The organism is Anabaena azotica FACHB-119 (assembly GCF_014697625.1).
Classification (GTDB): Bacteria; Cyanobacteriota; Cyanobacteriia; order Cyanobacteriales; family Nostocaceae; genus Trichormus; species Trichormus azoticus_A.
Window position 1 is genome coordinate 103270 of the sequence record NZ_JACJSG010000002.1, and the last position, 19897, is coordinate 123166.

19 protein-coding genes are annotated in these 19897 nt (G+C 41.2%); 12 read left to right on the forward strand and 7 right to left on the reverse strand.

Annotation, left to right across the window (positions count from 1 at the left end; genetic code table 11):
• Positions 1–233 precede the first annotated feature (233 nt).
• The 4 genes from H6G83_RS36200 to H6G83_RS01775 form a co-directional block, all read right to left on the reverse strand.
• Positions 234–608: a tetratricopeptide repeat protein gene (locus H6G83_RS36200; RefSeq protein WP_190466047.1), complete on the reverse strand. Its 375-nt coding sequence runs from the start codon at positions 606–608 to the stop codon at positions 234–236.
• 264 nt (positions 609–872) lie between these two features.
• Complete coding sequence (locus tag H6G83_RS01765; protein ID WP_190466051.1) at positions 873–1652, reverse strand: ABC transporter ATP-binding protein; 780 nt, start codon at positions 1650–1652, stop codon at positions 873–875.
• Entirely contained in the window at positions 1642–2778 is a 1137-nt protein-coding gene (locus H6G83_RS01770) for a branched-chain amino acid ABC transporter permease (RefSeq protein WP_190466054.1), read from the reverse strand. The genes H6G83_RS01765 and H6G83_RS01770 overlap by 11 nt, the downstream gene beginning before the upstream one ends.
• A 232-nt stretch (positions 2779–3010) precedes the next feature.
• On the reverse strand, positions 3011–3160 hold the full coding sequence (locus H6G83_RS01775) for a CopG family transcriptional regulator (protein ID WP_190466059.1): 150 nt from the start codon (positions 3158–3160) through the stop codon (positions 3011–3013).
• A 38-nt stretch (positions 3161–3198) separates the two neighbouring features.
• Between H6G83_RS01775 and H6G83_RS01780 the strand changes: the two genes are divergently transcribed.
• The 4 genes from H6G83_RS01780 (at position 3199) to H6G83_RS01795 (ending at position 6925) form a co-directional block, all read left to right on the forward strand.
• Positions 3199–4449 (forward strand): RNA-guided endonuclease InsQ/TnpB family protein, encoded by a 1251-nt coding sequence (locus H6G83_RS01780; RefSeq protein ID WP_190466062.1) that lies wholly within the window; start codon positions 3199–3201, stop codon positions 4447–4449.
• An 80-nt stretch (positions 4450–4529) separates the two neighbouring features.
• Complete coding sequence (locus H6G83_RS01785; protein WP_190466064.1) at positions 4530–4727, forward strand: hypothetical protein; 198 nt, start codon at positions 4530–4532, stop codon at positions 4725–4727.
• 249 nt (positions 4728–4976) lie between these two features.
• Positions 4977–5234 carry a cytotoxic translational repressor of toxin-antitoxin stability system gene (locus tag H6G83_RS01790; RefSeq protein WP_190466067.1) on the forward strand — a complete coding sequence of 86 codons (258 nt, stop codon included), beginning with the start codon at positions 4977–4979 and terminating at the stop codon, positions 5232–5234.
• A 104-nt stretch (positions 5235–5338) separates the two neighbouring features.
• Positions 5339–6925, forward strand: coding sequence for a glucose-6-phosphate isomerase (locus tag H6G83_RS01795; protein WP_190466070.1), 1587 nt, complete (start codon positions 5339–5341; stop codon positions 6923–6925).
• 210 nt (positions 6926–7135) lie between these two features.
• Here H6G83_RS01795 and H6G83_RS01800 read toward each other — a convergent pair whose 3' ends face one another.
• From H6G83_RS01800 to petN, 3 genes are all read right to left on the reverse strand, one after another.
• On the reverse strand, positions 7136–10216 hold the full coding sequence (locus tag H6G83_RS01800; RefSeq protein ID WP_190466072.1) for a GAF domain-containing protein: 3081 nt from the start codon (positions 10214–10216) through the stop codon (positions 7136–7138).
• Positions 10217–10753: 537 nt separating this feature from the next.
• Positions 10754–10915: a hypothetical protein gene (locus H6G83_RS01805; RefSeq protein WP_190466075.1), complete on the reverse strand. Its 162-nt coding sequence runs from the start codon at positions 10913–10915 to the stop codon at positions 10754–10756.
• Positions 10916–10922: 7 nt separating this feature from the next.
• Complete coding sequence (petN, locus tag H6G83_RS01810; RefSeq protein WP_010998401.1) at positions 10923–11012, reverse strand: cytochrome b6-f complex subunit PetN; 90 nt, start codon at positions 11010–11012, stop codon at positions 10923–10925.
• A 269-nt stretch (positions 11013–11281) separates the two neighbouring features.
• Here petN and H6G83_RS01815 point away from each other — a divergent pair, with 269 nt between their 5' ends.
• The 8 genes from H6G83_RS01815 to H6G83_RS01850 all read left to right on the forward strand — a co-directional run bounded on the left by H6G83_RS01815 (position 11282) and on the right by H6G83_RS01850 (position 19562).
• On the forward strand, positions 11282–11740 hold the full coding sequence (locus H6G83_RS01815) for a hypothetical protein (protein ID WP_190466078.1): 459 nt from the start codon (positions 11282–11284) through the stop codon (positions 11738–11740).
• A 69-nt stretch (positions 11741–11809) separates the two neighbouring features.
• Positions 11810–12391: a 3'-5' exonuclease gene (locus H6G83_RS01820; RefSeq protein ID WP_190466081.1), complete on the forward strand. Its 582-nt coding sequence runs from the start codon at positions 11810–11812 to the stop codon at positions 12389–12391.
• Positions 12392–12953: 562 nt separating this feature from the next.
• Positions 12954–14369, forward strand: coding sequence for a cytochrome P450 (locus H6G83_RS01825; protein ID WP_390821111.1), 1416 nt, complete (start codon positions 12954–12956; stop codon positions 14367–14369).
• A gap of 234 nt (positions 14370–14603) precedes the next feature.
• Positions 14604–14942, forward strand: coding sequence for a carbon dioxide-concentrating mechanism protein CcmK (locus H6G83_RS01830; RefSeq protein ID WP_190466082.1), 339 nt, complete (start codon positions 14604–14606; stop codon positions 14940–14942).
• Positions 14943–15086: 144 nt separating this feature from the next.
• Complete coding sequence (locus H6G83_RS01835) at positions 15087–16244, forward strand: pyridoxal phosphate-dependent aminotransferase (protein WP_190466086.1); 1158 nt, start codon at positions 15087–15089, stop codon at positions 16242–16244.
• 148 nt (positions 16245–16392) lie between these two features.
• Positions 16393–16830, forward strand: coding sequence for a secondary thiamine-phosphate synthase enzyme YjbQ (locus H6G83_RS01840; RefSeq protein WP_190466088.1), 438 nt, complete (start codon positions 16393–16395; stop codon positions 16828–16830).
• Positions 16831–17011: 181 nt separating this feature from the next.
• Entirely contained in the window at positions 17012–18049 is a 1038-nt protein-coding gene (gene glpX / locus H6G83_RS01845) for a class II fructose-bisphosphatase (RefSeq protein ID WP_190466090.1), read from the forward strand.
• A 226-nt stretch (positions 18050–18275) separates the two neighbouring features.
• Positions 18276–19562, forward strand: coding sequence for a glutamyl-tRNA reductase (locus tag H6G83_RS01850; protein ID WP_190466093.1), 1287 nt, complete (start codon positions 18276–18278; stop codon positions 19560–19562).
• Positions 19563–19897: the final 335 nt, after the last annotated feature.

Genomic DNA, 19897 nt, shown 5'->3' on the forward strand with positions numbered 1-19897 from the left:
TTTTTTGTTTAAGCAGAAGAGAAAGCGGTGGGGCTTCTCCAAGATTCAGGGAAGAAGCTATATATATTAACATCTGATTCTTCAAAAAACCTACCCTTGAAAGCAAAATCTCTGCTACAACACCAGAAATCAGAACTTATAAATTTTTCTTTTTCTTTATGAAACCACCCTGCTCCCTGGAGGGGAACAGGGATATGAGGAGACAGTCTTTCCCCTTTACCCTTTCCCTAGCATCAAAAAATATGGTATATAGTACCTTCTGGCGCTAAATTCATAGCGGTGTTGTAATCTTCAATGGCTTTTTGCTGATTACCCAGTTCTTGATAAGTTTGACTGCGCCAATAATAATAGAAGGCGTTACGAGGATTTATATAAATTGCTTGAGTATAATCTTCTAATGCCCCGTGATAGTCACCTAAATTTTTCTTGCGAAACTGCGCTCTTGCGGTGTAAAGTTCTGCACAGTTGGGATGAAGAAATATTGCTGCATGAAAATGCGCGATCGCTCCTTCGATATCTCCTTGGGCAAAACGAGTATAAGCCTGTTGAATATATCGGTTGATTTCTGGTATTTCTATTGAACTGGGGTACTGGCGATCGCTATTCACTTTTTTTAGGTTCCCAAGTGAGGGTTAGTTACAGCAGAGAGTAAAGAACAGGCTGAAAATAATCTATCTGGCAACTGCTTTATTGCTGTTATCTTCTTAGGTTAACTGCATTTTTTTTAGTCGTCAGTATTTTTGGAGAAATAAGTCAAGATTTTTTACTTTTATTGAATTTCTCACAGTTTTGTGAAAAAAACTACTTCTACTGGAGTGATTTTTCCCATTTTCGGTAATTTACCTTACCTTTAACTTGGCTGATTAGATCAATCATTTTCCCAGGTAGGCTTCTAAAACTCTGGAATTAGTTTGAATGTCAGCCGGGGTTCCGTTAGCTAAATTCTGTCCTTCAGCCAGTACCCAAACGCGATCGCACAAGGACATGACCAAATCCATATTATGTTCGATAATCAGAAAGGTCATACCCTCCCGATTCCAGGCTTGGATGCGATCGCAAATATCATCGATTAATCTGGGGTTAACTCCGGCTGCTGGTTCATCTAGCAAAATCAACTTGGGATTAGTCATCAAAGCCCTACCCATTTCTAGCAGCTTGCGTTGTCCCCCAGACAAACCGCCAGCATAGTCGTCAGCTTTTTTCGCTAATCCTACAGATTCTAGCAGAAACATGGCTCTTTCTTGCAATTGCTTTTCTTCTTTCGCTACCACATGGGGTTGTAACTGTGCTTGCCAAAAATTCTCCCCTGTTTGTTTTTGGGCGGCTAGTAACATATTTTCTAACACCGACAGCTTAGAAAGGGTTCTCGCCACCTGAAAAGTACGTACTAACCCTTGTTGGGCGATTTGATGTGGTTGTAAATGCTGAATGGGTTCACCATCAAAAATCACACGTCCTTTATCTGGGCGAATGAAGTTTGAAAGAAGATTAAATAAAGTAGTTTTACCAGCACCATTAGGCCCAATTAAACCCGTGATACTACCTTGTCTAACTTCGATGCTGGCTTCTTTAACAGCTTGAATTCCGCCAAAACTTTTACAAAGTCCGCTAGCTGCTAATAATGGAAGTGGGGATGACTGATCATTTGCCAAGGGTAAGTTCCTCCTTTTTCCCTAAGATACCTTGAGGTCGCCAAATCATCAGCACCATTAAAATTAAACCAATTACCATGATACGGAATGCACCTAAACGCGCTTCATCTAGGGGAATAATTCGCGGTAAAAGCTCACGAGTCACTGCATCATAAGCGAAGTATATTACAGCACCTAAAATAGTGCCAATATTATTACCAGAACCCCCTAAAATCACCATAATCCAAGAGTCAAAAGTGAGTTGTGGTTGGAAATTATCAGGGTAAATAGCGCTGAGTTGCCAAGCAAAAAAAGCCCCGGCGACCCCGGCGATCGCCCCACCCAACATGAGAGACTGGAGCTTATACCAAAAGACATTTTTCCCCATCGCTCTAGGTATTTCTTCATCTTCGCGGATAGCTTTGAGTACACGACCCCAAGGCGATCGCACCAAATATTCCAAGCGCCAAAATACAAACGCTAACACCAACAACGAGACAAGCATTAAACCAGCTTTGGGGATGTAATTATAAAGTGTGATGACCCCAGAAATATAAATTGCCGTTGCTAATAACCCTAAAATAATACCTACACCCAAACGAGAGGCAAACTCTTGTTGACTACCAGTCTTATAAACCGCCGCATCAGTAATACGTGATTTTCGGGCGCTACTGATCCAACGCCACAACGAAAACACTGTCACAGCAAACAGCAACGTTAAAAGCCCAATCATCAACAGGCGGAAAAATAAACTTGGTGGAGTGAAGAAAGGGATACGATAACTTTGCACCCCAAAAGCCCCATCTACCCAAGTATCACCCACAGGTAACTGTTGGTTATTCACCACCAAACGAATTAGTTCCCCCGTCCCAATGGTGACAATGGCTAGATAGTCTTCCCGCAGACGCAAAGTAGCAAAACCAATCACCAGCCCCAACAAAGCCGCAGCAACCGCGCCAACAATAGCCGATATCAATAAAGGCACACCCTTGAGGCTTAACAAAACTGTAGTATAAGCACCCAACGTCATAAAAGCGATGTGACCAAAGTTAATTAACCCTGTAAAACCCCACTGTAAGTTGAGTCCCAAACTAAACAGGGCAAAAGTTGCTGTAGAAATTGCTAGAAAAATTAGATATTCAATCATAGGTCATTAGTCAATAGTCCATAGTCCACAGTCACAAGTTATTCTCTCTCATCTCCCCCCACTCCCTCATCTCCCCCATCTCCCAGTCCCCAGTCCCCAGTCCCCGACATTTTATCCCGACGCGACTGAAATATATTACCGTTAAGTATCGCCAATTTTTGGGAACAATATGTTTGTGTTTTGGGTAATACAGAGAATGTATTGAAAAACTTTACTGAAAATATATTCAAGTCTAGTCAGATGTAGTCTTTTTTGGCTTTGGTAATTGTGCAATCCACGCTCTAACTACATCAGAACTGGAAACCCCTCGGCGATCTGCCTCCTGTTGCAGTTGTAACAATTCATATTCTGTTACTCTGACAACTAACCTTTTGTCTCTCATTGTGTGTTACCATTTGTACAGACATTAAGCATAGCGCAATGCAGTTAGTAGAGCAGAGAATTATCAAGAAAAGCCATCAAGCGTGGGAGCAGATAGATGTAATGTCATTTGCTGCGAAAAACCTATGGAACGCTGCTAACTACTGCATTCGGCAATCATTCTTGTATGGACATGGTGTGCCGTCTGACAATCAGATGGACAAATTAATGCAACCAACACAGCAATACAAAGCATTGCCAGCAAAGGTGGCGCAGCAAGTCTTAAGATTGTTAGATAAATCTTGGAAGGGGTACTTTGCAGCGATCGCCTTGTATAAATCAGATAATACTGGTTTTACAGGCAGACCAAAAATCCCTGGATATAAGCCAAAAGATGGACGCTGTGTTTTAATTTTCAGTGAGCAGTCAACTTCAAAAAAAGTTTTTCAGGATTCTGGGCAAATCAAACTCAGCAACATTGATTACTGTTTTGATACTCACATTGAACAGTCGCAGTATTGTCAATCTCGAATTGTCCCCAAGATTGACCATTATGTTCTAGAAATAGTTTACGAGGTAAATGAGCATGAATTAGCCAGTCAAAACACACAAAATATTGCCGCGATTGATTTGGGGATTGATAACTTAATGGCGATGACATCAAATGTGCCAGGGTTTCAACCTGTTCTCGTTAACGGTCGTCCAGTAAAAAGTATCAATCAATTCTTCAACAAAAAACGTGCGACATTGCAACGCCGCAGCCAAGTTATAACTTCTCAAAGGATTCAGCATTTAACGACTAAACGTAACTTGAAAGTCAAAAATTATTTGCACCGCGCATCTAGTTATGTGATCCAGTTGCTTAAACACCTGGGAGTGACGAAGTTAGTTATCGGTGAAAATCCTGATTGGAAGCGTGGTGTTAACATCGGTGGCAAAAATAATCAGTCCTTTGTTTCCATCCCACATGGACAGCTAATTGATATGCTCACTTATAAAGGTAAAGAAGTGGGTATTGAAGTGATTGTTCGGGAAGAATCCTACACCAGTCAATCCAGCTTTCTTGATGGGGATTTTATTCCTGAGTATGGGAGTAAACCAAAAAACTGGCAACCATCTGGAAGGAGAATATTTAGGGGGTTGTACAGGACAAAAGCAGGACGGTTGTGCAATGCTGATGTCAACGCCAGTTACAACATACTGGTCAAAGAATTTCCCCATGCTTTCCAGACAGGGAATAGAGAGGTTTTAGTTGACCCAATTCGGGTAAATCTATCTGGTTTTAAAGCCAAAAGCTTGACCCCATTTTAGATACCTTAAAAGTTTTGTGAACGAAGTGGCAGTCCATAGAAAGCCATGTCTGACTATATTTGACTATACAAAACTGAACTATGAACTTACTGAGAATTAGAATCCATCACTTAATTGAGCAGTTAAGCGATGAAGAACTTGAAAGTGTATGGCATGATATTCACGCTTTACATTGTGACTTTTATATGTTAGATGCCATACAACAAGTTAAGCGATCGCAGCAACCGTGGGACATCTTAACTCAGGAAGAAGCAATACGGATGTTGATGTTTGTGTAGAGGTGATTGAGTACTGGGAATTGAATCAGTTATCAGTTATCAGTTATCAGTCAGCCAAGGCGTATGCTGGGGGATAAAAAAGCGCCTCCCTAAGCCTTCCACCAATTGGTGTGGTGTTTCACCAACGTATTTAACTGATAACTGTTCACTGTTCACTGTTAAAGATTGGGAAAATAATATAGTTTGCGTCCCAGTCAACTGACAACTGTCAACTGTCAACTGTCCCCAACCCCTATTAAGGTGACTCCAGTGAGTGTAGAAACACGTTATGCTAGGTCGTTTTTAATAGACCTGAAAAGTTTAGAACCTGTTGCTTATCAGCGAGTATATGATTTTGTGTTTTTTGAGTTTGCCCAAAAGTGGCCTTTACATTATCTGCCTGAATTGCGTCAGTTGGATGAAGAAGGGATCTTTCATCGGTTTACTATAGATAATTATTTAGTTGGCATAGAAATCAGGGGTGAGATTGTAAAATTTCTACGGGTCATACCTATGCCGGATGTTTGAGGTGAAGAAATTTTCAACACTTAAAACTGTATAAGACTAAGCAGGGATGGCTCTAACCTTACATTACACTTGTTTTTGAAGGACACTTTACTAGAGATTTCCCTATGGATGCGAAGGCACTTTGGCAACGATACCAAGAATGGTTATATTTCCACGAGGGACTAGGACTGTACCTAGATGTCAGTCGGATGCGTTTTGATAATGCCTTCGTAGAGTCGTTGCTGCCGAAATTTGACAAAGCGTTTGCGGATATGGCGGAATTAGAAAAGGGTGCGATCGCCAATCCCGACGAGAACCGCATGGTGGGACACTATTGGCTACGCAACCCAGACTTAGCGCCTACACCAGAACTTACACAGGAAATTGTTCAAACCCTAGAACAAATCGAAGCCTTTGCAGAAAAAGTGCAAACGGGTGCAATTCATCCTCCCAAAGCAAACCGCTTCACAGATATCATTTCCATTGGTATTGGTGGTTCCGCCCTCGGCCCTCAGTTTGTCGCTGAAGCCCTCTCCCCGGAATTTCCCCCGCTCAAAATTCACTTTATCGACAATACTGACCCCGCAGGTATTGACCGCATTCTTACCCAATTGCGTAATCATCTCGCTAGCACCTTGGTTTTAGTCATCTCCAAATCTGGAGGTACACCAGAACCCCGCAACGGTATGATTGAAGTCAAAAAAGCCTATGCTGGACAAAACTTAGACTTTGCCCAATATGCAGTAGCTATTACTAGCGCCGATAGCAACCTAGACAAATTAGCCAAATCAGAAGGCTGGCTAGCTAGATTTCCCATGTATGACTGGGTGGGTGGACGTACCTCAGAAATGTCTACTGTGGGGCTAGTTCCTGCGGCATTACAAGGCATCGACATTCGTGCCATGCTAGAAGGTGCGAAAGAGATGGATGACGCTACCCGCGTCCCAGATGTGAAAAAGAACCCGGCGGCGTTACTGGCTTTGTCTTGGTATTACTCTGGTAACGGTAAGGGCGAAAAAGATATGGTAGTCCTACCTTACAAGGACAGCTTGCTGTTATTTAGCCGTTACCTACAGCAGCTAGTCATGGAATCTTTAGGTAAAGAAAAAGATTTAGACGGTAAAACTGTTTATCAGGGTATTGCCGTTTATGGTAACAAAGGCTCAACAGACCAACACGCTTACGTCCAGCAGTTGCGCGAAGGTGTACCTAATTTCTTTGCTACCCTCATCGAAGTTTTGGAAGACCGTAACGGCCCATCGCCAGAAATCGACCCTGGTGTAACATCTGGTGATTATCTATCCGGTTTTCTGCAAGGAACTCGTCAAGCATTGTATGAAAATCAACGTGATTCTATTACAGTCACGATTTCCCAAGTTAACGCCCGTACAGTAGGGGCTTTAATTGCTTTGTATGAACGTGCTGTGGGTTTCTATGCTAGTTTGGTCAACATTAATGCTTACCATCAACCGGGTGTAGAAGCAGGTAAGAAAGCTGCTGCTGCTATTCTTGATTTGCAAACCAAAGTGGTTGGATTACTACAAAAAGAGAAAACAGCCTTATCTTTAGAGCAAATTGCTGATAAAGTGGGCGCAGCCGACCAAGTTGAAGCAATTTACAAGATTTTACGCCATCTACAAGCGAATCAACGCGGTGTGGTTTTTCAGGGAAATCTGGGACAACCAAGCAGTTTGAAGGTTTCTCTTGGTTGATTAGACCTCTTGCATGAATACTTTGGTGTTGCCGAACATATTATTAAAGGCTCACGCAAAGGCAAGTTATTTTTACAAGAGGTCTTGATTCTTTTATGTAGAGACGTTGCGTGCAACGTCTCTACATAATTTATTTGGCAGAATTAGGACAATTTTGAATTTGGTTGCCCTTAAAAAGGGGATTTAGGGTTTATAAAAGTATTTGATACATCATGAAGGACTTTTCAAACATCCTCTGACGGGGATTTCTATTAAAAATTCAGAACCTTTACCTAGTTCGGAAATACATTTAATTTGTCCGCAGTGTTTTTCTACTACAATCTGATAGCTAATAGATAAGCCTAAGCCAGTACCTTGTCCAGGTTGTTTGGTAGTAAAGAAGGGTTCAAAAATGCGCGATCGCATCTCTTCGGAAATCCCACAACCATTGTCAATGATAGAAATAGTAATTATCTGCTGCTCTATTTTTGTGCGGATTTTAATTTGGTGCTTTTCAATTATTGTCCCCAAATTTATTGATTTCTCTATAGCATCAATGGCATTATTCAGAATGTTCATAAACACTTGATTCATCTGAGCAGCATAACAAGTCACTTCCGGTAAATCACCATATTCTTTAATTACTTCTATTGCTGGATAGTTGGTCTTTTCTTGCAAACGATGTTGTACTATTAATAGTGTACTATCTATACCTTCATGCAAACTAACAGGCTTCATTTCCGCTTCATCAAGCCGGGAAAAAGTGCGTAAAGATAAGATTAACTGAGAAATCCTTTTTGCACCCGTCATCATAGAACCAAGAATTTTTGGTAAATCCTCAGCAATGTAATCTATATCAATTGTTTTTAATTCTGGAATGTCTACTGTTGATTTTTGGGAGTTTTGCTGGTAAAAGTTTAGTAATTTGAATAAATTATCGATATGTTCGTTAACGTAGGCAATGTTCCCGTAAATAAAACTAATGGGATTATTAATTTCATGGGCTACTCCAGCCACTAATTGACCTAAACCTGCCATTTTTTCACTTTGAATTAACTGGCTTTGAGTTGCTTGTAATTCTTTTAGAGTCTGAGTAATTTCTTCTTTTTGGCGTTGTGTTTGTTGGAGTAATTCGGCTTGCTGGATACCTACCCCTAATTGAGTACCAATCTGCACTAATAAATCTACTTCATCTTCTTGCCAATCGCGAGGTTTAGTATTTTGATAAGCACCAAGTAATCCCCAGAGTTTATCACCCTGAAAAATTGGTACAACTATATATGCTCTTGCTTCCATTGCTTCAATAAAAGCAATGTGAGATGGAGAATAATCATTGCCATAAATATCTTTAACAACGAGAGTTTTGCCGTTAACAAAATATCCACCTTGAGTTTTTTGTAGATAATCATCTGTAATTACAAGCTGAAGTTGCTTAACTGGTGTCCAACCTTCAGTTAAAGATTCTGCAACAAATTCGCCACTCCAGTCAGTCTGAAAACGATATATAATCACCCGATCTACTTCCAACAGTCGCCGAACTTCTTGGGTAGTTGTAGCAAAGATAGTATTTAAATCAAGGGAACGGCGAATTTTTTCTACTGTGGCGGCTAATGTTTTTTCTCTTTTTGCGGCTTTAGCTAATTGTGCGGCTTGTACTTGAACCTGTTTTAATGTTTCTGCTTGCTGTAAGGCTACTCCTAACTGCACCCCAACTTGAGCGAGTAGGTTAATTTCTTCATCTTGCCAATAACGAGGTTGGGAGTTTTGGTAAGCTACTAATAAACCCCACAACTTATCACCTTGGGAAATAGGCACAAAAACTTCATTACGTGCGTATTTACCTGCTTGAGTTCGTTGCAGCAGTAGCCTTTCTGTGACAGGCTGTGGTTTAACTATTGGTGTCCAACCATCAACAATGGAATCAGCGACAAATTCACCACTCCAGTCAGGATAAAAACGATAAATTGCTACTCTTTCTACTTCTAACAAACCTAAAACTTCTTGAGTAGCAGTTGTAAAAATGGTATCAATATCAAGGGAGTGACGAATTTTTTCTACGGTGTTAGCTAACGCCCTTTGTCTTTCCGCCGCTTTGGTAAGTTCTGCGGCTTGAGTTTGCACTTGTTGTAAATATTCGGCTTGCTGCAAGGCTACACCCAGTTGGGTGCTAATTTGGGTAAGTAGGTATACTTCATCTTCTTGCCATTCGCGTGTGCCTGTGTTTTGATAGATGGCTAGTAAGCCCCACAGTTTTTGACCGTGGTAAATAGCAATAGTTACATAGGCTCTAGCTTGATAATTTTCTAATACTTTAATGTAGCAATCGCTAAAGCCTGAATTATAAATATCATTACAGACACGGTACACTTCTCCTTTAGTAAAACGACCACCTCCTGTATCTTGTAGGTAAGTATCTACTACTGGGCTAGTGGCTAAATCTTTGATGCTACATTCGCTAGCGTTGTCTTTTAAGTCTGGTTGCTCTAACTGTTTATTCATGAGGGAAATCCAACCCTCAGTTACAGATTCAAAAACAAATTCTCCACTCCAATCTGGATTAAAGCGATAAATAGCTACGCGATCAGCATTTAAGAGTTTTCTGATTTCTGTAGTAGTAGTATGAAAAATACTTTCTAAATCAAGGGACTGGCGAATTTTCTCAATAGTAATAGCAATTGTTCTTTGCCATTGTGCGGCTTTTTCTCTGGCTTGTGCTTGTGCTAATTGTGCTGATTGTAATTTAAATTTTTCTAAATATTCTGCTTGTTGTAAAGCGACTCCCAAATGTTCGGCAATTAATTGTATGAACTTAATTTCTGATGCCTCCCAATCTCTAGGTCTACCACATTGATGAATACATAGTAATCCCCATAAATCTTTTCCTTTCATTACGGGAGCAGTGACAATAGAACGTGCTTGGAATTTCTTGAATATCTGAATTTGACAATCGCTGATTTCGGCTGCGCCAATGTCAGCTATTACATTTATTTGACCTTGCTGATAGGGTTTAGCAAACTCCTCATCAAAACAGCGATCGCCTAGTTTAGCTGTGAGAATAGAACTCCATTCACAACCTACATCCTCATAAATAAATTCACCTTCCCATCCCAACTCAGGAGAAAACCGTAACACTCCCACTCGATCAGCCTGTAATAGTTGTCGTACTTCTGTCACAGTAATTTGAAATATCGTTTCTACATCCAGGGACTGACGAATCCGAGCGATTACCATAGACAAAGCTGTTTTCATGTCTAGTTGGCGTTCTCCCTCGGTAACTATTTGTAGAGTTTGTTGATGATGAGATTGTTCCATTCCCGTTCCGACTTAAATTTTAAAAAAGTCTTCTATCTTATCGTTCCCAAATGGTAGGAAAATATGACAATATATTAGCAATTATTATACTAAATTCAATAGAAAATGATACATTTAATAGGAATTAAGCATGAGCAATAAAAATTGATGTTTTTGCCAAGGGTAGAAGGGTTTAGGGGTATGAAGTGTAGGTATTTAAAACCCTTACACTCATCCGCCAAAAAAGACTTGCAGCTAAAAATATATCCAATAGCGAGGCGAAACAGCGTAGGAGGAAGAATTTTAGAAAATTATTCACTTTTACTTATTGAATAGTTTAATTTCTGAAAGTCCCAAATCATTTTTCTGCGTAATTTTTAAGTTAAATTGAATACACAAATGAGTCATCTGGTAAAAAATTTAGGGACACGATGATATCGCCTCCCCAATAAAAGCATTTTTTGTCAGTGGTCATTAGTGATTGAGTAGGGGCGGGTTGACCAATATCTACCATGATTCATGATGATCTTGGTGAACCTACCCTAACAATGACAAGCATTAGCGCCGTTTGGTTGTGCTGCGTCGGAGTTCGCGCTTTTCGTTTTCTCGCAGACGGCGATCGCGCCAATCTGCTACTGTTAGATAACCAACGCCGCCTGTAACAGCGACTAATAGCACTAAGGCTACTAAAGCCAGAATACTCAGGAATGGACTTTCCACGATTCCCCTACAGTCCGTTACGTCCCCAAACTACCATCGCAATCGACCAAGTAAACACAACTAACAGTGATACCCAACCCAGTGTCAAAATCGCCATAGTTTCTCTTTGGAATTTATTACAAAATGTCTCTAATATTTATCATACTGGGGACTGGGTACTGGGGATTGGGTATTGGGCAATTCTTAAGAAATATGACAGTTGTCATTAGTCAACAGTCCATAGTCCATAGTCAATAGTCCAGAGTCAACAGTCTATAGTCCATAGTCCATAGTTATGGTTACTCTCCCTCATCTCCCTCATCTCCCTGTTCCCCTCCTCTTAGGGGTTAGGGGTGGGTTACTCCCTCATTTCCCCAGTCCCTGACTATGAAAGAAATTTCTGATCCGCAATTAATGGCTGAACGTGTCGAGTCCCTTAAGGCTGGTATTATAGGCGGGTTTTCTCTCGGTTTGGCTTTTGTCATTACCAGTTTGCTCAATACTGTATTATTGGCGAGGTATTTTCCTACACTTGTCAGCCTGCATATAGATTTTAACTGGCTTTGGTTGTGCCGTGGGGCGATTGCAGGCTTCTCTGGTTTACTATTTGGTGTCACTTACCGCTATATCATCCGCACTGACAAAAATCCCCAACTGAAAACTGGTGCTGTGATGGCTTTTGCTTTGGTACGGGGTTTAACTCTGGTGGAAATGGGATTGAACAGTAGTACGGTTTTACCCTTTTTTGTGCTAGCTGGTGAAAGTATATTGTGGTTTGCAATTGCGGCGATCGCAGTTGATATCGCTATCCTACTTGGTTGGGTGAAATCTTTCCCATCAACCTAAATTCATAGGTTAATATATTACAATGTAGTATAAATAATATAAAAACCTCAAAATTTTTTGCACAAGAATATGCAGCCTAAACAAAAATCATATTTTTTAATTGTTGATTTAGAAGCGACTTGCTCTGATGATGGTAGTATTCCGCGTCAGGAAATGGAAATAATCGAAATTGGTGCAGTGATGCTCAATCGAAAAACATGGGAAATTGATTCAGAATTTCAACAATTTATTCAACCAGTCAGACATCCACGCCTGACAAAATTTTGTACCGAATTAACTAGCATTAGCCAACAGGATGTTGACCAAGCGCCACAATTTTCAGAGGCTATGTCTCGTTTTCAAGATTGGATATATCCGTTATTTAATAATCATATATTTTGCTCTTGGGGAAATTATGACAAAAATCAATTTATGCAAGATTGTCAGTTTCATAATGTTCCCTACCCGTTTAGCTCACAACACATAAACATCAAACAAGAATTTTCAGAATATCTAGGTGTCTCTAAAAAATTTGGGATGGCACAAGCACTTAATCATCTGGGAATGGAATTGATAGGTACACACCATCGTGGCATAGATGACGCTCGTAATATCGCAATTATCTATAAATATATGAAAACCCAGAAACTAAATAAGCTCAAGAATTTTTAAGACTACTTTCTCCGGCGTTAAAAATTTGAACATTGCCCTAACTATACCAACAGGACTTACGCAACTGGCACTTGGGGTAGGGTGCGTCAGATGTGGAAAATCCCTTCATTTGTACGAAATTATTGGGTCTGACGCACCCTACAGTTAGTTTGATTATGACACCTGCGTAAGTCCTAACCAATTCAAAGAATATTTTTAACATATGAATTATCTGTAAGGACGTACAGATGTACGCCCCTATAATCGCTTTTTTGAAATTGGAATTACCCTAAAAAAGGCGGAAGTTGGAATTTATTTTACCTTTGAAGAATTAGGGAAATATGACATGGAAAACAACTCATAGAGGAATATCTATCTCATCCAATTAACAATTCAAAATTCACGCATTCGCGCATTAAAGACATTTTCAGTTGGGGATTTAAACCCCAACTGAAAATTTGCTACGTACAGACGTAGGGGTCTTTAACCCTCCGAATTACGATAAAAATTACTTTATAAAAATGAAAATAGATTTGCAAGGATAAAAAGCTACAATCTGTATTAAGTATAGCATAACTAGATTATGAAATTAAAATACCCAATGCAAATACTACCTAATCAGCTTAATAAACCATCTTTTATCCAAAAACTCGAATGGGTAATTAACCCTGTGGGATATTTAGAGAGTGCAGCACAACAACATCCTGATATTTTTACGGCTGAGATTATTGGTTTTGGCGATACCCTTGTGTTTGTTAACCATCCGCAAGCGATACAAGAGATTTTAACTAACGATCGCAAAAAATTTGCTGCTCTTGGTGAACATAACAAAATTTTTCAACCCATCACGGGAAACTATTCAGTATTAATGCTGGATGGCGATCGCCACAGAAAACGCCGACAATTAGTTATGCCATCTTTTCACGGAGATCGGATGCGAAGTTATGGTGAATTAATCCGTAATATTACAGAAAAAGCTTGGAGTCAGTTACCGACAAATCAAGTATTTACTGCACAAAATATTATGCAGGACATCTCCTTACAAGTCATTTTACAAACTGTTTTTGGAGTACATGAGGGAGAAAGAAGCCAAGAACTGAACAAAAGACTAGCTCTAATGGCGGAGCTGTTTACTTCACCTTATACTTCTAGTTTCCTGTTCTTCACTTTTCTACAAAAAGATTTAGGTTCTTGGAGTCCTTGGGGGAAATTTTTACGCGATCGCCAGCAACTTGATGAATTAGTATACGAAGAGATTGCTGAACGTCGCGCCGCAAATAACCCAGATCGCATTGATATTTTCTCCATGCTGATGTCATCTCAGGATGAAGCTGGTCATTCTATGACAGATCAAGAGTTGCACGATGAATTAATAACACTGTTGTTTGCTGGATATGAAACCACTGCAATAGCAATGACTTGGGCATTATATCTAATTCATCAACATCCCCAAGTTCTAGAAAAACTACTTGCAGAATTAGATACTCTAGGTGAATCACCAGATCCGATGAGTATTTTCCGCTTACCTTATCTGACGGCGGTTTGTAATGAATCCCTACGGTTGCGTCCTGTTACCTTAATAACACTTCCGCGCGTGGTTCAACAACCTGTGAAAGTTCTGGGACATAGCTTAGAACCAGGTACAATCCTATCTGGTTGTGTGTATTCACTCCATCAACGCGAAGATTTATATCCCCAAGCGAAGCAATTTCAGCCGGAACGCTTTTTAGAACGCCAATATTCGCCTTATGAATTTATGCCTTTTGGGGGTGGTGTTCGGCGCTGTTTGGGTGAAGCCTTAGCTGTGTTTGAAATGAAGCTAGTTTTAGCAACTATCTTGTTAAACTATCAGTTAGAATTAGCCGATAATAAACCAGAAATGCCTTGTCGTCGGGGAGTAATCTTCGCACCAGCTCGTGGTGTCAGGATGATGATTACAGGGAAACGCTCCAGTAAAGAATCCCGAATCATGGCGAATATGCAAAGCTACAGGGAATAGGGAATAGGGGACAGGGGACAGGGGAGAGGGAATAGGGGTTAGGTTGAGAAGATTTTGATTGTGAGCAATAATAATTTTCCAACATCCTTTACTATCAAGGAACACACTGGTGTAGGGGAAGAAACACAACTATTCCCTTCTTTTTCTTTCTATCACCTGTCACCTGTCAAGAGTCACCTGTGTTTCATAATGGTAGGATTTGGATTGTATTAATCAAGTCCAAGTCCTTTTTTTATGACACTGGCATTAGGCATGATAGAAGTTTATGGCATTCCCACAGCCATAGAAGTAGGGGATGCGATGTGTAAAGCTGCCCGTGTCACTCTGGTAGGCTATGAAAATACTGATTTGGGAAGAATTACTGTATTAATTCGCGGCGAAGTAGGTGAGGTAAATGTAGCCGTCACAGCTGGACTAGCATCTGTGCTGCGAGTTAATGGCGGTGAGTTACTTTCTCATCACATCATTCCTCGCCCTCACGAAAACTTAGAATATGCTTTACCAATTCACCACAGCGCTAATGTTAATAACTTTAGTGCGGATATTCGCTTTCCTCCGCCTTTGTCGGCTTGATTAGGGACTGGGGAGATGAGGGAGATGAGGGAGATGAGGGAGATGAGGGAGATGAGGGAGAGTAACCATAACTATGGACTGTTGACTATTGACTAATGACTATTGACTAATGACTATTGACTAATGACTAATGACTATTGACTAATGACTAATTCACGTATGCTGGCGGTACAGTCGCCAATAATTCCTGTGGTGGGGGAATTGATTAGAAATTCACCTGGAACTATTTCTTTGGGACAGGGTGTGGTTTCTTATAGTCCACCACCGTCAGCTATTGAGCTTTTACCTAAGTTTCTTGCTGATCCTGCTAATAATTTATATAAAGCTGTTGAAGGTATTCCGCCTCTGTTGGATGCTTTGACGGAAAAATTGTCAATTTTCAATGGTATTGACATTAACGACAATAACTGTATTGTGGTGACGGCGGGAAGTAATATGGCGTTTATGAACGCTATTCTGGCAATTACTTCTCCAGGCGATGAAATTATTTTGAATACGCCTTATTACTTCAATCATGAAATGGCGATCGCTATGGCTGGTTGTCGTGCGGTGTTGGTGGAAACCGATGAAAATTATCAACTGCGTCCAGATGCGATCGCCCAAGCTATCACTCCCAAAACCAGGGCTGTAGTCACAATCTCCCCAAATAATCCTACAGGCGTTGTTTATTCTGAAGATTTGTTACGCCATGTAAACCAAATTTGCGCGGATTCTGGCATCTATCACATTAGTGATGAAGCCTACGAATACTTTACTTATGATGGAGTAAAACACGTTTCTCCAGCATCCTTCGCTGGCAATAGTGATTACACAATTTCCCTCTACAGCCTTTCTAAAGCCTATGGGTTTGCGAGTTGGCGAATTGGTTACATGGTGATTCCCAAACATCTGCTTGTGGCGCTGAAAAAAGTTCAGGACACTATTTTAATTTGTCCACCCGTGGTTTCTCAGTATGCAGCTTTGGGTGCATTGCAAGCCAAACCAGAATATTTACAAGAAAATATTGGGGCGGTCGCTGGGGTAAGACAAATAGTTATCGACTACCTCAATCAACTCCAAGGTTTATGTACCATTACACCAGCCAATGGTGCTTTTTATTTCTTCTTAAAGGTACATACAAATCTAGATGCTTTTGAATTAGTTAAACGCCTGATTCAAGAGTATAAAGTAGCAGTTATTCCCGGAACAACTTTTGGTATGGAACATGGTTGTTATTTGCGGGTTGCTTATGGTGCGTTGCAAAAAGATACGGTGACAGCAGGTATTGACAGGTTAGTACAGGGATTGAAAGCAATTGTCTAGGAGGGGACAGGGGACAGGTGACTGGTTACAGGCTTGACAAGTTGATAGCAGAAGATTTGGTGAGCGTTTATGTGCTACACCATATTTTAACTGCTCTAATGACTTAAAAATGAGAGAATAATTTAGGTAGGTAAATTTAAAATTTTCTATGCCCATTATCAACAAAGTAATCGAAATTCCAACAGAAACGGGAATCAATATTTACAACATCACACCGCAAATCAAAGATTTTTTAGCTTCTACACAAATTAAAAATGGTCAGGTTTTAGTATTTTCCCGACACACCACAACAGCTTTAGTAATTAACGAAGATGAAGCAAGATTATTAGAAGATATCAAGGTCTTTTTACGAAAAGTAGCGCCTGAAACAGACAGCTATTTACATAATGATTTACATTTAAGAGTCGTGCCAGAAGATGAACCAATGAATGCTCATTCTCACTTGATGGCAATGATGCTAACTACTAGTGAAATTATTCCTGTAGTAGAGGGGCAATTAGGTTTAGGAACTTGGCAATCTGTATTATTTTTTGATTTGGATGGGCCGCGTAAAAGGACAGTCTTTCTACAAGTTACTGGGGAATAAATGATGGTTACTTAAGTAGTACATAAGAACTATTTTGTGCTGATTCATATCCTTTAGCAGCAAAACTTAACACAGATGCGAGTGAATACTATTTTCCACAGGTATCCGCCCTTTGGTAGACTTGAAAACTGAAATGGCTAGAAAAAATGACGCAAAGTCAAGCAGTTGAGAGGGCGACTCTGTGGAAAATACACTTGGATTAGAGATTATTGAGGTAGTTGAGCAAGCCGCGATCGCATCTGCGAAGTGGATGGGGAAAGGCGAGAAGAATACTGCTGACCAAGTAGCAGTAGAAGCAATGCGGGAGCGCATGAACAAAATTTATATGCGCGGTCGCATTGTCATCGGTGAAGGGGAACGCGACGACGCGCCCATGCTGTATATCGGAGAAGAAGTTGGTATCTGTACCCAACCAGATGCTAAAGACTTCTGTAACCCCGATGAATTAGTCGAAATTGACATCGCTGTTGACCCCTGCGAAGGTACAAACCTAGTGGCTTACGGTCAACCTGGTTCAATGGCTGTTCTGGCTATTTCCGAAAAAGGTGGATTATTTGCTGCGCCCGACTTCTACATGAAGAAATTAGCAGCACCACCAGCCGCCAAAGGTAAAGTAGACATCAACAAATCAGCAACGGAAAACCTCAAAATTCTGGCCGAGTGTCTAGACCGTGCAATTGAGGAACTAGTAGTAGTAGTCATGAAGCGCGATCGCCATAACGACTTAATCAAAGAAATCCGTGAGGCTGGCGCAAGAGTACAGTTGATTTCCGACGGTGACGTAGGCGCAGCAATATCTTGTGGTTTTGAGGGTACTAACATTCATGCGCTCATGGGTATTGGTGCAGCACCCGAAGGTGTAATTTCCGCAGCCGCTATGCGGGCTTTAGGCGGACACTTCCAAGGTCAATTGATCTACGATCCAGAAATAGTCAAGACAGGCTTGATTGGGGAAAGCAAACAAGCAAACATTGACCGATTAAAGTCTATGGGTATCAATGACCCCGATAAGGTTTACGATGCTCATGAACTCGCATCAGGCGAAACTGTTCTATTTGCAGCTTGCGGTATTACCTCTGGTAATCTCATGCAAGGTGTACGCTTCTTCCAAGGCGGCGCTAGAACTCAAAGTTTGGTTATTTCCAGCCAGTCCCAAACTGCTCGCTTTGTGGACACCATTCACATGGCTGGACAGCCCAAGACTGTGCAATTGCACTAAGAGTTAGGGTGTAAGGGTGTAAGGGTGTAAGGGTGTAGGGGTGTAGGGGAGCAGAGGAGCAGAGGAGCAGAGGAGCAGAGGAGCAGAGGAGCAGAGGAGCAGTATTTCCCCTTTCCCCTTTCCCTTTCCCCTTTTCCCTTTCCCCTTTCCCCCTTTCCCTTTCCCCCTTTCCCCTTTCCCCTTTCCCCAATCATTAAATAACCCATTACTAAATTACCGATAAGAAATGAATATTGCAGTGGTGGGGTTAAGCCATAAAACAGCCCCAGTTGAAATTCGGGAAAAGCTGAGTATTCCAGAACCACAAACAGAAAGTGCGATCGCACAACTCACCAGCTATCCCCATATTGATGAAGTCGCCATTCTCAGCACTTGTAACCGTCTAGAAATTTATATCGTCGCTGAAGAAACAGATCACGGTATTCGGGAAGTAACTCAATTTCTTGCCGAACATAGTAAATTACCCATGCCATCCTTGCGTCAACACTTGTTTGTGTTGTTACATGAAGATGCAGTCATGCACGTGATGCGAGTAGCGGCTGGATTAGATAGCCTCGTACTTGGTGAGGGACAAATTCTGGCTCAGGTGAAAAATACTCACAAACTGGGGCAGCAATATAACGGTATAAAAACAATTTTGAATCGATTATTTAAACAAGCAATTACAGCAGGTAAGCGAGTGCGTACCGAAACTAGCATTGGTACTGGTGCTGTTTCGATAAGCTCCGCAGCCGTTGAGTTAGCGCAGATAAAAGCCCAAAATTTAGCAGCTTGTCGAGTCGCCATCCTTGGCGCTGGTAAAATGTCCCGGCTGTTGGTACAGCACTTGGTTTCTAAAGGTGCTACACAAATCAGTATAGTCAATCGTTCACGCGATCGCGCCCAAGAATTGGCACAGCAGTTTGCCGAACATCCCATCCGCACACATTTGATGGCTGAGATGATGACAGTAATTGCCGAAGCAGATATTGTATTCACCAGCACATCTGCAACAGAACCAATCCTTGACCGGGCCAAATTAGAAATGGTTTTAGCGCCAAACCAGCCTCTCATGCTGTTTGATATTTCCGTCCCCCGCAATGTCCATACGGATGTTAACGAACTGGTAAATGTCAAAGCCTTTAACGTGGATGATTTAAAGGCTGTAGTAGCGCAAAACTACGAAAGCCGCAGGAAAATGGCTCAAGAAGCCGAACGCCTGTTAGAGGAAGAAATCGCAGCCTTTGATGTATGGTGGCGCAGTTTAGAAACCGTTTCCACAATTAGCAGCCTCCGCAGCAAAATCGAAACCATCCGCGAACAAGAACTAGAAAAAGCCTTGTCAAGACTCGGTTCCGAATTTGGCGACAAACACCAAGAAGTGATCGAAGCCTTAACAAGGGGTATCGTTAACAAAATTTTACACGATCCAATGGTACAGTTACGAGCGCAGCAGGATGTAGAAGCCAGAAGACGCTGTATGCAAACCCTGCAAATGCTGTTCAACCTAGATGTAGGTGAACAATTTAGTTAGTTAGGGCTGAGGGCAGAATATTTACTTATCTCTCTGTTAGCTGTGTGGCTTTATAGTTCAATCATGTTTGAACCACAGAGGCACAGAGAACACAGAGAGATAAGAACCTTATTCACCTTAAAAAGCCTCCGCGTCCCTCCGCGCCCCTCTGCGTTTAAAAAAATATTTATTAGACTAATTTTTTAGCATTCCCTTAAAGGTTGTTTGGAAAGTCGAAAAGTATAGTAATGACCCCTCTCCAAACCTCTCACGCCAGTTTGCTCAAGTCGGGAGACCCGCCCACGCAACTGGCTCCCCGACGCGGGGAGAGGCTTTAAAACCCCCATTCCCTTGTA